The sequence below is a fragment of the Vibrio sp. 10N.286.49.C3 genome, from assembly GCF_041469545.1.
GTDB lineage: Bacteria > Pseudomonadota > Gammaproteobacteria > Enterobacterales > Vibrionaceae > Vibrio > Vibrio tasmaniensis_A.
The window spans coordinates 80,375-95,775 of record NZ_JBFRKT010000029.1; the positions used below are offsets into that span (position 1 = coordinate 80,375).

Below are 15,401 nucleotides of genomic sequence, written 5' to 3' on the forward strand. Positions count from 1 at the left end.
ATAAATTTAATCAGATACGAGTCTAAGGACAGGCTAAGTTCTCCAGTTTAAGGTAATACTATGATGAAGAAGAGTTTAGCGACGGCTGTTGCTCTATTAGTTTCAACGTCCGCATTAGTTTCAACGTCCGCATTGATATCAACGTCTGCATTGATTTCAACGTCAGCAATGGCTGCCAATAGCGTTCAACAAACCGTTGACGCACCGGCACAAAATATCAATCAAGTGCTCGAAATGACGGACACTCAAACCCGTATTCAACAGTTGTCTTACATGGCACAAGATCAAAATCAATCTGTTGAAAATCGTACTGGTGCACTGCAAGAGCTTGCTTCATATCCAAGCCAGAATGCGCTGGTGGCGGTGGCAAGAGGTTTGAAAGATCAAAACCCTGAAGTTCGTGAGGCTTCGATTATCGGTTCTTCGCCATATCAACTTGAGCATCGTTGGGCGTTAGTTTCGCCTTTGCTGAGCGATACAGACTCTATGGTTCGTCATTCAGCAACATCGAACTTAGTTCGTGATTACAATACGTTAGATAAAGAACAGAAAGCACAAATCGAACAACCTGTCGCTGAGTTAATAACATTCTTGGAATCACAAGAATCTGAAAAGTTTCAATTGTTGTTCGCTGACGTGCTCCGTTGGCACAATGAATGGGATAAAGCGGAAACGATTTATCTTGAGTTGATTAATACTCACCAGAAAGACCCTCAAGTTTGGCTGAGCTACGCGGATAACTTCCGAGCTCAGAATAAAGATCAACAAGCGGTCGAGGTGTTGGATCGTGGTTTGAAGAACGTGCCGGACAATGCAGCGATGCACTATTCTAAATCATTAACTTTGGTTCGCCTTGAAGACAAGGCAGCAGCAGCCAAAGAGATTGAAGTAGCAGCAGAACTTGCAAAAGATAACAGCTACTACTGGTACTTGAATGGGGTACTACAAGAAGAGCTGGATATCGACAAATCGACTAAATCGTTCGAGAAGGCGTATTTGATCTCTGGTTCTCCGGAGCAGTTATACGCGGTATGTGATATCTACGTGCGATACGGCAACGACAAGACTGATGATTGCTTAAGTGAGCTAGGTAAAGTGGCTCCTGACTATGTTATTGAGCAGCTGAAAGAGAAGCGAGTAGCGCCAAGCTCATAATATTTGAATGAGTAAATAGATAAGCCGCTTATGAAAAGCCAGTCGAAATATTCGACTGGCTTTTTTGGATCTTAATTGCTGCAAGTGACCATCGATTTGAATTCGAGCTAAAAAACAAAACTCAACATGATGGTGTAGAGCAATGCATCTTTATCGGTTTTAGGGGCGTCAATAAAGACACCGTTTGACCTACTAGCTTCGAAGAATTGCATTTCACCATTGATAGATATATTTGACATCAAGTCGTAATCTACACCAACTAAGTAGCTATTCCCTTCTAAGTGCTCATTGGCGTTAAATTGCGCGCCGTATACTACGTAAGGTGTGAATACTCCTAAATGGTAACCTAGGCTGGCGTACATGGATGAAGAAACGTCACTGATTTGACCTTCGCTCGCCAATACCGCTTGGCCAAATTCATATTCAGCGCCTAGCGACCAAAGTTGGATGTGTTGGTTGTCTGCTGTTGGAAGCGTGCCAACGTTTTTAATTTTTGTCGTTTGATCGAAATTTGAATCAAGGAAAGATAAGTTCCAACGATAGTTATCACCACTTAATTGAAGGTTTGCACCAAACATTCGATTTGTTTCGAATTCCAGCTCGGTTGTCGAATTGAACTCTACTTCATTCTTATCTTTGATTCCGACAAATGGAGAGAGTTGTAGGGTAGCTTCATCGGTTACATCATGAGTCCAACTCACTTTGACACCGTTGAAAGCGGTAATACCAAGAACGCTGTTATACACCTCTGTCGGTGGTCTTGCCGTCATATAGGCTTGGCCAACATAATAGTATTCAGAGGCAAGGAATAGTGGCAGTCGTAATCGACCAATACTCACATCGAAGTCGTTAAATTCATAGCCCAAGTAAGCCCACTCGAGTTGAGGATCACTCCAATCATATTGGGGTGGTTTGACAACTTGTACGGAAGCTTTAAATGAGTTGTAAAAGTAATCGAGTTGAACTCCAAGTGTGGTATCACAGTCATAACAATTTTCATCGGTAAAACCATTGTTGATGATTAAAGGGGAGTCGTTATCTGATGTTGCCCAAGAAGTAGAACCAAATCCGCTTAACGAAAAATTATCGGTAAGTTCAATAATAGCGAAAGCCGGAGAGGCAATTGAAGCACATAGCACTGACGTAATTATTTTTTTCATATTATTTCTCCGAGCTTATAACGTATAGAACATTGGCATTTTCAGGGAGCGTCGAGAGCGGGGCGTACCCAATTCGATTGGGCTTGTCATCAAGCCAGTCAACCAAGGTTTCGGTGGACGCCGATTTAATCTCTCTTGGATAACGAGCTTTACCTGAGAAGGATAAGCTCGCCCAATGGGCATTCATTTGAGCTGCGTTTTTTCCAAGCAGTTGTTGGTAAAAAACTTCACGTTCGCTGCTGTTTTCAGGCCAATCAGAAAGTTCTACACGTTTACCATCGAGTCGTTTTGTTTTTCCTCTATACAGCTTCCTTGCTTTGTTTATCGATATTTCTTCAAATCCTGAATCTAAAGAGAATATGGCGTAATCTTCTGCGGCATGAGCTGGGCTGAGAAGAAGCAAGTTTCCTAATAGCCCTACCGCGACTGGCAATATGACTCTGCGTGGAAGTGTTTTTATTGTTTTAATCCAATCCATGGGTTTCTCCTAACAAGTCGCACTTTCTATTTGATGGAATAGCTTTTCTTTTCTTACGGGCTTCGCTACGTATCCATCCATGCCTGAATCAAAGCACTTTTGAATGTCATCATCGATAACACTGGCGGTTAGCGCGATGATAGGGGTTTTGCTTAAGCCTAGGTTTTTCTCATGCTCCCGAATCTCCTTAGTTGCTGTGAAACCGTCCATAACGGGCATCATGCAATCCATTAGTATAATGTCGAAACTACTGTCGTTTTGGTACATATCAACGGCAATTTGACCATTCTCTGCAATTTCAAAAGCGTAACCAGCCCTTGTTAGCATGACCGAAGCGACTTTTTGGTTAACTCGATTGTCTTCGACGAGTAGTATTCTTTCAGATTTGATCGGAACCGGGTTTTGTTCTCTTTCCTCTGGCACAGTCCGTTTAGCTGCAGCATTAAGAATCGGCGTTACGGTCGCGGGTTTTTTCGTAGATTTAGTTTTGTAGGCAACAGGAAGTGGCATTGCTTCAACGGCGGCAAGTACTTTTTCTTTTAACATTTCAAATTTGAATGGCTTTGGCACATAGTCATCCATGCCCACGTCGAAACACCTTTGAATATCGTCATCAATAACACTGGCGGTCAGGGCAATGATAGGGATACGACGCGTGGCATTGGTCTCTTTTTCAACGCGGCGAATATTACTTGTCGCTTCAAAGCCATCCATAACCGGCATCATGCAGTCCATGAGTATTGCTGCGTAGTGAGGGTTCGATCTGAACATGTCCACGGCTTCCTGGCCATTATTCGCAAACTCGAATTCAAAACCACTTTTACCAACATGAAGCCCGGCAATTTTTTGGTTGACCTTGTTGTCTTCGACGATCAGAATTTTGTGTTGTATCTCTAGAGAAGGTTGGCTCGCCTCTGAAAGCTCAACCCGACCCTGTGTATCACAGAGCTCAACCGCTTTAATCAAACGTAAACCGAGTAGGGGTTGTGATACTTGAGCCGTAACATAATTGCCGATGTCAGCCGGCTCGCTCAAAAATGATCGAATCAAGCAGATAGTGATGCCGTTTTGGTGGAGCTTATCTAAGTCACTGGTATAGTCACTGGCTTGGAATGTGTCATCTTCAGCAAAGACAACTGTGATTGGGTTAGCGTGCTTTTGAATCGTGAGTTGTTGTGTAAGCTCAGCTGTATCTCTCGTTTGTTGGGTTATTTCTAAACCATAGAGGTTAAGGTCCCATTCTATTCGTTTAGAGAGCATGTTCGCGTTACCTAGAACATAAATGTCGGCGGTTGCTGTGCTTGGTTTTGGCAACATTAAATCAATGGGTAATTCTAGATCGAAGTAGAAACAACTGCCTTTACCTTTGACGGAGTCGAGTTGGATCTGACCACCCATAAGTTCAACAAGCTGAGTACTGATCGCAAGGCCAAGACCAGTACCACCGAATTGTCTGGTCGTTGAATCATCTTCTTGAGCGAACGGTTCGAATATCTGTTTCTGTTGCTGTTTATCGATACCAATCCCCGTGTCTCGCACAGAAAACCTTAGGGTGACATTGTTTTCTGCTTTGTTTAGCGTTTGGATTGACAGGGTAACGCCACCTTCTGCTGTGAACTTCACCGCGTTCGACATAAAGTTCATCAAGATCTGTCTTAATCGGTGATCATCGATCATCACGCGTGCAGGTGTGTCTGGGCTGATATCAACGTTCACTGATATTTTTTGCTCTTTAGCTTTTGGCGCGACAATAGATGCGATGTCGTAAATGGATTCTCTAATCGATGCCGAATGCGGGCTGATTAATAGCATGCCAGATTCAATCTTAGAGAAGTCTAAGATGTCGTTGATCAGGCTTAGCAGTAGTTGGGATGAGGTCTCGATCGTATCTACATAATCACGTTGTGTTGGTGTAAGTGGTGTGTCTGACAGGATCTCCGAAATTCCGATAACGCCATTCAGTGGGGTTCGAATTTCATGAGACATATTGGCCAAGAAGCTACTTTTCGCTTTGCTAGCTTGTATCGCGTGGTCTTTGGCTTCTTCGGCGTCTTCTTTAGCTCGCTCTGCGTCTTCTTTAGCTATCGTTAACTTCTCTTTTGCATGTTCTCGTTCGATGGTGAGTCGCTCTACTTGCTGAGCAAATAGGCTGAGTTCGTCTTTGCCTTGAATCAGTTTGGCCAAAGAAGGGCGGGTATCATCGTTTTCACTTTTTAAGAACCTAAGAACTAGCCCAAGATTGTTGGTGACTTGTTTCGCTAAACTGAGGGTTAATCCCATAACAGTTGCTGCAAGCAACGTGACGATGGAAATAAATAGCGTTCTTTCTGTTTGAGCATCTGAGATCGCTTGAGCTACTTCGGCTTGGAACTCTTGTTTGATCACGTCACCTAAATTCTGCAACAGGCTTAGGCGAGCACTCATCGCATTGAGTCCGGTAGTGATCTCTTGTGGAGTCAATGCGCTTATTGTGGATGAACTATGAAGTGCGTGACGTATCTCTTGGCTTTTCATAAAAGCCTCATCTTTAAACACTTCAATCATGAGTGAAACTTGATGTGTATTGGCATTCAAGGATACAAATCTTTCTAAGAACAAAACTTGCCTAGCATTGAGGCTTTCAACCAACTCGGCTAGTTCAGAATCATACTCTTGATGATTTTGGTAAATATCGAAGAGCGAAGCGCTGAGCTTAAATTCTTCATTTGACCAAAACATCAACCACTCTAGTTGATGCAAGGCGGTGAGGTGCTGTTGAATCTCACGCTTGGTGATATCAAAAGGGACTTTCTCAATGGCCAACAACAATTGTTGGTACAAGTCACTTTGCCACTCAATCGCATCCAGCTTATCGAAACTGTCGGTCGTTTTCATAGTCGACAAGGTTGCCTCACTGAAGTCGGCCAGCAGTTGGTTCACTTCTTCGGAACTGTTTAGAAATATGCTGGGTGAAAGTGCTTTGAGCTCGGCATTTACCTTAGCACTTCGATTAACGAACTCTTCAGTGTTTGGGGCCAAAGTACTTCGATACAAGACAGAGATATCTTCAAGGTAAATTGCTAACTGATTGGTTCGCTCAAAATCGTTTAACTGCGTAGTCAGAAAGTAAGCTTGTCTACCGGCTAAGAAAAGGAGCAATGAGATCGGTAGTAGAACTAAGCCAAAGAGTTTATGTTTAACTGAAAGGTTATTCCAGACCGTAAGTGTCGACATATTAAGGATCCATCCAACTGGTTTTATATAAAAACAGTAGAATAAAAATGCCGATATGGAAACTTTGAAACTGTAAATTTAATGGAAGTGTGGGAGGGGTATAAGTTCTTGTGATTCCACAGCTTATTTTGAAATAGCTTGTCTTGCTAGCAATTTATAGCGTTTGGCGGTCGGTTTGATTTTGATGCTTATTGATGAGTATCTTAAAAAGCGAGTTAATTAGGGTGATTTTTATCGAGACTTAGTTCAAATAGAAGTTGCTCTAACCCCGTTTTTGCAGAAGGTTCTAGCGCCCAAACACCGAGTATTCTGTTCAGTGCAGCGCGGTACACTCTGTTTTTGAGTAGGAAAGCGAGCGTACGCGTATCGTTGCTCAGAACATTTGATTGTACGACGGTTAACTCAGCTTTGTTCTCGATATCGATTTTCTGAAGATTGAAAACGGGTAGAAAGGCACACTCATACCAAACTTCTATGATCTCTCGAAGTTCGATTTCCTCTTCAGGCACATCGCAGCCCTGAAGTTGATGGTTTTCAGGAATTGCGGATAAGTAAGCTACATCAAGCTTGTCTGCAACGAATGTGTACATTTGCTTCCTTTGTATCGGTGATTTTAGAGCGAATCATCTCTCTCACTTATGTTTTTGTCAATTACATCTATTTATCTAACGAGTAATTTGTGAATAAGCATCGTCGTGTTTAACTCAAGCTGTTTAAGTATTTGTCTGTTAAGCCAAAATATTTCAAGTTGCCATCAGGTTCTAGAACCAAACTCATATTGGAAGTAGCGATCAAACCGGGATCATTGGTCGAAAAAATGACGGTTTTATTCAGCAACTTATCGCTGAACAGGCGGTTAAAATACTGGGCGTTTTCATTTTCAGCCCCGTTGAACGGTTCATCAATGATTATCAGAGATTGCTCACAGTTACCTAAACCAAGTGCCAAACGCAGCTTTTGTTGAATGCCATTGGGAAGACCTTTGCACTTATCGACACTCAATTGAGTCGCTAAGCCTTCTGGCAGCCATTCGTCTAGCTCGAAGAAGCTCACCATCTCCTGCATTTTCTCTGTCGGAATGAGTCCGTTATGCAGAATGAAGTTGGTTTCTAGTGAGCCTTCAAAAATATGCAGGTTAAAAGGGATGTAGTTAATTGAGGTGCGATAACGGTAGCTATTGAACTGTTTAATGTTGTAACCATCGACAGAAACTGCGCCTTGATAGCGGTCTTCTAGCCCAGCAATGATTGAAATTAAGGTGGTTTTTCCGCAGCCCGTAGGGCCACAAATGACCACTTTTGCACTGGGTGGTATTTTGAACCCCAAGTTGGTTAACCCTGTTGCTGCCCCTGTGTAACGGTGGCTGACACCACTGCCCACAATATTTCCTTGGAACAGCCGAATAGGCGGGCTTTTTTCTAGCGTTAACTTGTCGTCATTCATCGACATCAAGTTGTTGATCTGTGCCGACGAAGCCTTGATGGATTGAAACTTAGAAATTGAGTTATAGATGCCCATTATCGGGCCTAGTGCTTTCCAAACGAGAATAACGGTTGCGAGCATCGCGCCCGCATCAGAAGTGCCTTCCATGACTCCGATTACTGCGGTCACGATACTTGCAGTACCAATCACCTGAATCAAACTACCACCTGCAGCCTGAATTTTACTGTTGGTTACAGCGACATTCTCCGCATCATTGGTGCTTTGCATATGGGAGGCACTAAAACGAGATTGAACCACGCGCAACAAAGGCAAACCCTGAATGGTCTTGATACCACGAAGGATTTCATTCCATTGATAAGAGACCATCGCATTGGCGCGAGAGCTTTTAGATGTGGCTTGTGAGTAGATGTAACGAGAGTAAACACAGAACACCAACATCAATATTAAGCCGCCCATCACCACAAGTGCAGCGGTGCCAGACATCAGAGCAATCGCAATGATGAATACAATCACAAACGGCATATCAAAGTAACTAAGGGTCGATTCTGCGGTCACTAAGCGGCGGAAGGTATCGATATCTTTCAAACGAGCCAACTGAGACGAAACCCCTGCGGTTGAAGTCATTGCGTAGGGCAGCCAAAGCAGTTTCGATATTACGGCTTGGGATATGTGAACCGCGAGATCTTTACCGGAGGTCGCAATGATGTTGACTCGCATCTTTTTGAAGAAGTATTCCGAGAAGCCGACGATCACGGCAAATAGGGTCAACCAATAGAGCGTGGCTTGAGAACTCGAAGTCAGTGCGAAGTTATAGACACTCATGATGAAGAATGGCTGTAACGCACCGAGAATACTGATGACGAAGCTCAGAATGATCAGGCTTTTAAGTTCATTGTTGTAACGATAGAAAGCGTATTTTATCCAATTGCTTCTGTCTTGCGATTCCGGAGGTGGTTCGCGGAACAGACGAGAGTACTCGCTAATAGAAATCAGCAAGCAGGGCTTTTTACACATTGGGTATTCAATGGTGTTGTTGTTCGTGTAATCAAACAGCAGCAACTTCCCATCTTTTGTCCCTAAGAAGATGGCACTGAGGTTTTCTATCTCAATAAAGCACGGGTGAGGATATTTATCGATATTCTCGAGTGTCTTTAGTTTGGTCACATCACAGCGGTATCCAAGGCGCTCTATGGTTGCTGTAAAGCTATCGCCGTCTTTGGGTTTTGGAATAAAAGCATCGCTGAGTATAGCGGGCGTGCCTTCCCATTCGAGCGCTATCAAGGTGTAGGCCAAACCACGAATAAGTGGCGATTGACTGTAACGTTCGTCGTATCCACTAGATTCAAAATCCAAAACACGTTGCGGCACATTATTGAAGTCTACTAGGATACTCATTGGTCACCTCCGATAAGTTTTACGCGTTTGAGGCGGTGGTTAAGTTTATCCATCTTATTGCTGGCGATGATTAAGATTTTGTCATTGGCACGATAGGCGGTACTGGTCAGCACGACGCGCGCAAATTCTTCATCAAAGACGCAGTCTATATCGTCGAATATCAACACACGCTTACTGGCGAGCAGGGCACGGACTAATAACAGAGCATAGCCAACTTGGCGTGAGAATGGGTTACGCATGTGACCTTTGAGCTCGGTATAGAAACCTGCAGGCAGCCCATCAATTTGAGCCTTGATGTTCATGGTTTCACATAAGGCGAAAGCCGTATTGTTCAGGCTTGGACGGAAACAGGTTAGGTTATCAATAATGGTCCCTTCCACGAATGAACTTGTTTTATCGACCATCAGCACGCTGTTACGCCAAACGTTGTAGTTTACGTCACTCAGAGGCGTGTCATTAATCATGATGTCCAGTTTGTTATCATTGTTCTGACGTGTAATACAGTTAGCAAGGTGGGTCTTGCCGGAGCCACTTTTCCCGGTAAGCAAATAAGTTTGTCCGAGTTCGAATTCGATACGCTGCTTTTCAGAATATTTAACAGAAATACGTTCTACTTCGGTCGTCTCATGTTGATGTTCAACCGACGCGGCCAGTTCAAGAAGTTCGGCGATACGTTGTATATGGAGCTTGTTTAGTTCCCAGCGGCTCGCGGTACGCATCACTTGTTGGTAGGGCGCGAAGTAACGATTGGTAAGCATGATTATCGCGGCCATAATGCCTTGGCTTGACTCCATATTGATCACGGCTGTTGCCAATACCACAACAACACAAGCAATCGAGAGTTGTTGGATGAGCGCTAAGATTAAGCCAAAATTCGATTCAATCTGTTCGTATTTGATGTTTTCAACTTCACGTTCCTCGACCATTTGTGTCATCAGGCTTTCAACGCGGTATTCCATATTTCGAGCTTTGATATCAAGCGGGCTAGAGATGATCTCGATGATTTTGGAGGTGGTTAACCCTTCGATGTCTGACTTATTCTGCAAACTACCAATCTTTTGTTTGGAAAGGCTCCACGCGAAAATAGCCAAGATGACAGAGGCAATCAGAAGTGTAATACCAGCCCATATGTTGATGAGTCCTATGATAAGGATGGTAATCAAACTGACAGCAAGGTTGATCAGTGCTCGAACCGATTCTCCACCAAAAAAGGTTTTCAGTTCTGGAATGGTCGAAATACGCTCCAAATATTCACCGGGCTCTAAACGGCGGAATTTAGAGATCTCAGCCAAACAGATGGATTGAAATACCTTATTGGTTAAGTTGGTCTCAAACTGCCTCATGATGACAGAGGAAATCTTCTCTTCCTGATTTTTCAGGTGGTAGTCAAGGAAGATGGAAATCAAGATAATCGTAAACAGTAAGAACAGAGTATCTTGTGCTTGGTTGGGTAACACTCGGTCAAAAATGATCAGAATAGAGAAGGGCAGTACCAAGCCAAACAGGGTCGATATTATCGTTGAGAAAGTCAGATAACACTTATCTGCCATATTGATCTTTTGCGAAAATTGCTCAGTTTGCATTACGACCTCCTTTTCTCAATGACTCCGTTGAGAGAAGGTGTTTCGGCACCAAATCTTGATTGTCTCGTCCCTCAATATCGCTCATCAATTGCATGATGCTCTCTATCGATTGAATTGAGAGTATGCCTTTAATTTGCTCAAGCTTGATGGTCTCGATGATGTAGTCGTATCGTGCGCTTTCATAGTCTCTCAAAGCGCTGAACAGTTTACTTTCCGCCGCCAGCAAGTCGGTGATGGTACGCGTGCCTAATTGGTAGGCTCTTTGGATCCCTTTATAAGAGGCATAGTTGGCGCGAATGATGTTCTCGTAACTGCTTATAGATTGCGAAAAATCGTTGATGTTGAGTACAGAGGTGTTCACGCTGTTGCGCGTGGTGTAAAGCGAGTCTTGATAAAGCAGTTCAGTACGTTCAATTGCCGTCGATGATTTTTGATATCCATAGTAATCAGAACCACCAGACAAAATAGGCAAGGCTAGGTTCAAGCCAACGCTAGTTGAGTTGCTTTCGCCTGTCGCTGTGATGTCGGTTTTATCGTAGTTATTGGCGTCATCGTGACGATAGCTGGCTGAGAGTGACACGGTAGGTAAGAAGTTTGTACCGCTCTCTTTTAAGCTTCTACGGCTTCTCTCGACGTTTTTCTTGGCTACTAGTAAGTCGTTGTTGAGCTTTAACGCTTGATCCATGATTGAGTGTTGTTCGCTTTCGTTTATCTCTTTTAATGGCACACTTTCGTATATATCCTGTGATGGAGTGATAGGGTACTGAATCTGAATGGATAGCCCGTTGAGAATGACACGGCGATCTTTCTGCAAGGTTCTTAATCGATTCGACACACCTTCTTTCTGAGCGATAACTTCGTACAGCTCGCTGGCGGCTGTGTTCCCCAACTCTACGTTGCGTCGCATCTGATGTTCACGAGTCTCAGACGACTTAAGCTCTACCTTGGTCGCTTTTATTTGCGCATTGTTTTTCAAATACTCGAAGTATTGAGAGCCGATTTCAGAGATAGTGCTCTGGATTTTGTTCTCGTGTTTAATTTCTTCAATATTGAAGTCGAGTTTTGCCGTTCCATATTTAAAAATATCACCAAGATTGAATATCGATTGGGTAAGGGAAAGGCTGTAGCTGTTTGAGTTATAGCTGGAGGTTTCATCGGGCACGCTCGATAACAAGGTTTCATTCTCATTCCATGTAGTATCAGCTGCACCATTGAGTGAAGGAAGAAACTTAGAGCGGCTGATCCCAATGTTGTATTCGTTCTCTTCCACACCTTTATCACTGGCGCGAAGGGATAGGCTGTTTTGCAGGCCGAGTTCTACCGCCTCAAGCAGGGTCGTCGCCGATACTGAAGGTGTTGTGCTGAATGCAAGCGCAGCCATAATGCTGCTAGTTAAGTTTCTGTACCGCCACATACTTGTTGATCACCTTGATGATTTGGTCGCTTTTGTAAGGTTTGCTGATCACGTAATCCATTCCGGCTTCAATACAAGCCTGGTGTTCGTTACTGCTGGTCAATGCGGTTGCCCCTATGATGGTACAAGGGTTTTTCTCGTTCTCTTGTTCAAACTGGCGAATGCGTTTGGTCGCTTCAATGCCGCCCATACCTGGCATGATGCAGTCCATGAAAATGATGTCAGAACGTTTATTCATGAAGTGCTCTACTGCGTCGGCACCATCGCCAACCGTGTCTGGTTCATACTCTTGTTTGGTTAAAATTCGTTTAAGTAAGATCTGTTGAACTCGGTCATCCTCTACGATAAGGAATGAACTGTTTTCCATCTGCTCTTCTGATGCTTCTGCTTCCATAATGGTGAGTAAGTTCGGAATAAACTCATAAGGAATCGCAGGGGAGTTGATGATCTTATCGACGAAGCTGTGACACTCTTGTGCATGCTGAGTATTGGTTACTGACAGCAACAGCTTGGTATTTGGATGATTCTTAAGTTGAGATTTCACCGTTTTGCTCAGTGATGGCAGCTTGTTAGGTTCAAAGGTATCGGTCAGCATGATGGCATCGTACTCACCAAAGGTCTTCGCCGCTGAAAACAACTCATTTGCAGTGCGGATTTCAGTGATATCAAGCCCCAAGTTACTGAGCATTTTCTTCATTACATCTATACGAACTTGTGTATTGGCGCAAAGCAGTAAACGCTTGCCGTCGAAGCGAGTTTTCTCTGTATGGAAATTCTTCGCCTTGAGATCAAGCTCGATCTGAAAACGTTCCTGTGTACCCGATTGGAACCAGTGACTTTCGTAATACCCGTAATCTTTTAATACGCTTTTCGCTAAGTCGTCTGTGTTAGCAGTATGGTGTTTATGATCGCTCCAATGGAGCTTATTGAGCTTGGCGACAGAGACATCCAGTGTTGAAAGGAAATTCAGATTGATGGTGACACGTGTATTTTCCATATCCGAAGCTGCGCCAGACTCTATTGTCACGAACAACTTCTTGTTTGATTTAAGTTGGATGGCGTTAGAAAGCTGCAGGAACAAGATCCAGAACAAGCTGGTGGATTGGCCTTCCACACGGTTCGGCAAATTATCAGAGATAAAGCAGTCGAGTTGACCTTCGTTCCTCTGAACTTTGGCGCTGATATGAATCATCAATTCAGACAACACGCTCAGTAAAGAGAATTCCTTCGACTTACTTTCCGTACCCTGTGAAATCAAACGGTTATAGTTTTCTGCTAACTCAGATAACGTACTACATGCTGAGGTAATATCCTTCGCCATCAATACGCCGTTTTCATCGGTTTCTTGAACCAGATATTGGACACCACCGTTGATGGTGTTGGTGATTCCGCGAATCTCATAGCCGATTAGCGCATACAGCTGTTTGTAGAGATCGTTATTGCGCTTTTGGTCTTCCAATTTACTGAAAATCAGTTTGAGGTGAGAGTAGATCTGGCGTTGTTTCGGATTGATGCTCACTTCATTCAGAAGCTCTTCGAGTCTTTGTAAGTCGAGTTGTTTCAGCTCTTGATAGAGAGCATCGAACTCATAGTCGATTTCTCGTTCATTAGAGCTGGATTTCTTCAGCTTCAACATAGCAACTGAGTTCGATAGGACCGTGATTACTGCCAGTATCACGACCACCATAAACAACCAGATAAAGAACTCATTTTTCTCTGACATCAAGTCGCTCGCATGGTTGTTGAACATGGTGCGGTAGTTGTCGTCCATCTGTAGGTAGTTGTTGGTCAGTGACAGGTATAAGTCGAGTACGTCGTTGCGTGTTTTAGTGCTGTCGGAAAAGCGATTGATAGCTAATTCAAGTTGGGTGTATTCAGTCGCGCCAACCAAGCTGAACTCAGTTTTGTTCAAAGAGGCTAGCGATCTAAATTCATCTATTTCACGCTTCAAGTTAACTAGATTGAATTCGTTAGTACCACAAGTGTCGGTACTTAAGCACTGCTGTAGAGTTTGAATATCTTGTTCGATGGTCTGATTAAGCTTCTGAGCTTGTATGAGCAGTGGGGCACTTTGCACTTGAGCAACCGAATCTACTTTTGACCAAGAAAAGTATAAATAGAAAGCGAGCGCCGCTAGTACTACGCTGAACAATATGCTCAGACGTAGAGCTGGTACGGAAATGTTATAAGAAGGTTTTCCGCTCATTGATTACCTCTCATCGAATGCATCTTCGATGGCTGACATCACAGGTTTTGCAGCGTATTCGATCACGCGACGCGAGCCTGTTTTTACGTCGGCGGTAAATTCCATATAAGGTGATAATTTGTATTGAGTGCCTCCTCGTTCAAGAAAGTTTCGATCAATCTCAATCTCTGCCAAATAGAATTCGGCATCTTCTTCTTCGTATGATGAACGGCTAATTGAGGCGATGGTTCCCTCAACAAATCCATATTTTGCGAAGTTATAAGTATCCATTTTTACTTTTACCGCCTGGCCAATTTCAACAAACCCCATGTCTTTACGCGGAATTTTCGCTTCACCGTGTAGGGAGTTATTGATTGGAGCAATATCAGCGATACTCTCGCCGGGTGGTATTACCGCAGAACGGAAGTTGAAGTGTAATTTGTCGACCACACCATCCACTGGTGAGTAGACTATGAGTCGGTCTACCTTATCGGAGTGCTGTGGTTGTAAGATCCGTTTTAGTTTGAGGTCTTTATTGGCCTGGATGATTTGTGCTTGGTACTCAGAGTTTCGGTTCTCAACCAAGTCTCGATGTTGTTTCTCGAGTTTGTCGAGCTGGAAACGTTCATTCATGACGGACTCATCAAGGTTTTCAATCTCACGAACCATATTGGATTCTTGTACTTTCATATTTAGAACGTCGACATATGACGCCATCTCTTCTTTATAAAGCGTGTTTTTGATGTTGAGTTGTTTGCGAATGAGTGAGAGTTGGTTCTCTGAGCTTTTGCGACGCTTTAGCATTGATCCAATTAGAGAGTTTTTGTGTTTAATATCGTGAGTGATCAGCTCTTCGTTAGAGCGGTTCTTCGAGAACTCTTGCTGCCACGTATTCATGTTGACTTGAACTTGTTCTGGGTACTTTTCGATGTAAGAAGCAAAGTTTGGTTCGACCATGTCACGCAAGCTTTCATAACGGATTTTATCGAGTTCCAGCTGAATGATTTCGGTGTTCACTGTATCGAGTTGGGTGTTACGGTCGAGTGAGCGGATTCGAGCAATAGGTTGGCCTTCATACACAACTTCCCCTTTTCTCACTAACAGCTCTTCTAAAATACCGCCTTCTAGATGTTGAACTTTCTCAACATCAGACTCTAGTAACAGCTCGCCACGCACAGAAACGACAATGTCGATGCGTGCTTGTGACGCTACGGCGATAGCCACCAAAGCAAGTAGAAAAATGATGAGTAACGTCTTGTGAACGCTAGTCATCGCACTTGCAAGCACGATGGTGTCATCTGCTGTGACCTTGGAAGCCTCGTTGTTAGAAACAAGCGCTTTTCTTAGGTGATGCTCTATTTGGTTATTGCTCATG

At 43.6% G+C, this 15,401-nt stretch carries 10 protein-coding genes; 1 reads left to right on the top strand and 9 read right to left on the bottom strand.

What is annotated here, in order from left to right; genetic code table 11:
* The first annotated feature begins 60 nt into the window (after positions 1-60).
* Positions 61-1,155: a HEAT repeat domain-containing protein gene (locus AB4180_RS13675; RefSeq protein ID WP_102249229.1), complete on the top strand. Its 1,095-nt coding sequence runs from the start codon at positions 61-63 to the stop codon at positions 1,153-1,155.
* A 107-nt stretch (positions 1,156-1,262) separates the two neighbouring features.
* Here AB4180_RS13675 and AB4180_RS13680 read toward each other — a convergent pair whose 3' ends face one another.
* The 9 genes from AB4180_RS13680 to AB4180_RS13720 form a co-directional block, all read right to left on the bottom strand.
* Positions 1,263-2,315 carry a sulfate ABC transporter permease gene (locus AB4180_RS13680; RefSeq protein ID WP_102249230.1) on the bottom strand — a complete coding sequence of 351 codons (1,053 nt, stop codon included), beginning with the start codon at positions 2,313-2,315 and terminating at the stop codon, positions 1,263-1,265.
* 1 nt (position 2,316) lies between these two features.
* On the bottom strand, positions 2,317-2,793 hold the full coding sequence (locus AB4180_RS13685) for a hypothetical protein (RefSeq protein ID WP_009844970.1): 477 nt from the start codon (positions 2,791-2,793) through the stop codon (positions 2,317-2,319).
* Between the two features lie 9 nt (positions 2,794-2,802).
* On the bottom strand, positions 2,803-6,006 hold the full coding sequence (locus AB4180_RS13690; RefSeq protein ID WP_102249231.1) for a response regulator: 3,204 nt from the start codon (positions 6,004-6,006) through the stop codon (positions 2,803-2,805).
* A gap of 215 nt (positions 6,007-6,221) precedes the next feature.
* Positions 6,222-6,596: a hypothetical protein gene (locus tag AB4180_RS13695; protein WP_102249232.1), complete on the bottom strand. Its 375-nt coding sequence runs from the start codon at positions 6,594-6,596 to the stop codon at positions 6,222-6,224.
* 109 nt (positions 6,597-6,705) lie between these two features.
* The gene (locus tag AB4180_RS13700; RefSeq protein WP_102249233.1) at positions 6,706-8,844 is read right to left on the bottom strand and encodes an ATP-binding cassette domain-containing protein; all 2,139 of its coding nucleotides are present in this window, start codon (positions 8,842-8,844) and stop codon (positions 6,706-6,708) included.
* Positions 8,841-10,427: an ABC transporter transmembrane domain-containing protein gene (locus AB4180_RS13705; protein WP_017102610.1), complete on the bottom strand. Its 1,587-nt coding sequence runs from the start codon at positions 10,425-10,427 to the stop codon at positions 8,841-8,843. The genes AB4180_RS13700 and AB4180_RS13705 overlap by 4 nt, the downstream gene beginning before the upstream one ends.
* Positions 10,417-11,841 carry a TolC family protein gene (locus tag AB4180_RS13710; RefSeq protein WP_017102611.1) on the bottom strand — a complete coding sequence of 475 codons (1,425 nt, stop codon included), beginning with the start codon at positions 11,839-11,841 and terminating at the stop codon, positions 10,417-10,419. The genes AB4180_RS13705 and AB4180_RS13710 overlap by 11 nt, the downstream gene beginning before the upstream one ends.
* Positions 11,816-14,047, bottom strand: a complete 2,232-nt coding sequence (locus tag AB4180_RS13715) for a response regulator (RefSeq protein ID WP_017102612.1) — start codon at positions 14,045-14,047, stop codon at positions 11,816-11,818. The genes AB4180_RS13710 and AB4180_RS13715 overlap by 26 nt, the downstream gene beginning before the upstream one ends.
* A 3-nt stretch (positions 14,048-14,050) precedes the next feature.
* Positions 14,051-15,400, bottom strand: coding sequence for an HlyD family type I secretion periplasmic adaptor subunit (locus AB4180_RS13720; protein WP_009844977.1), 1,350 nt, complete (start codon positions 15,398-15,400; stop codon positions 14,051-14,053).
* Between the last annotated feature and the right edge of the window lies 1 nt (position 15,401).

Excerpts from the sequence above, each read along its gene's own strand:
- AB4180_RS13675 (WP_102249229.1), top strand. The coding sequence starts at position 61 with ATGATGAAGAAGAGTTTAGCGACGGCTGTTGCTCTATTAGTTTCAACG.
- AB4180_RS13680 (WP_102249230.1), bottom strand. The coding sequence starts at position 2,315 with ATGAAAAAAATAATTACGTCAGTGCTATGTGCTTCAATTGCCTCTCCG.
- AB4180_RS13685 (WP_009844970.1), bottom strand. The coding sequence starts at position 2,793 with ATGGATTGGATTAAAACAATAAAAACACTTCCACGCAGAGTCATATTG.
- AB4180_RS13690 (WP_102249231.1), bottom strand. The coding sequence starts at position 6,006 with ATGTCGACACTTACGGTCTGGAATAACCTTTCAGTTAAACATAAACTC.
- AB4180_RS13695 (WP_102249232.1), bottom strand. The coding sequence starts at position 6,596 with ATGTACACATTCGTTGCAGACAAGCTTGATGTAGCTTACTTATCCGCA.
- AB4180_RS13700 (WP_102249233.1), bottom strand. The coding sequence starts at position 8,844 with ATGAGTATCCTAGTAGACTTCAATAATGTGCCGCAACGTGTTTTGGAT.
- AB4180_RS13705 (WP_017102610.1), bottom strand. The coding sequence starts at position 10,427 with ATGCAAACTGAGCAATTTTCGCAAAAGATCAATATGGCAGATAAGTGT.
- AB4180_RS13710 (WP_017102611.1), bottom strand. The coding sequence starts at position 11,841 with ATGTGGCGGTACAGAAACTTAACTAGCAGCATTATGGCTGCGCTTGCA.
- AB4180_RS13715 (WP_017102612.1), bottom strand. The coding sequence starts at position 14,047 with ATGAGCGGAAAACCTTCTTATAACATTTCCGTACCAGCTCTACGTCTG.
- AB4180_RS13720 (WP_009844977.1), bottom strand. The coding sequence starts at position 15,400 with ATGAGCAATAACCAAATAGAGCATCACCTAAGAAAAGCGCTTGTTTCT.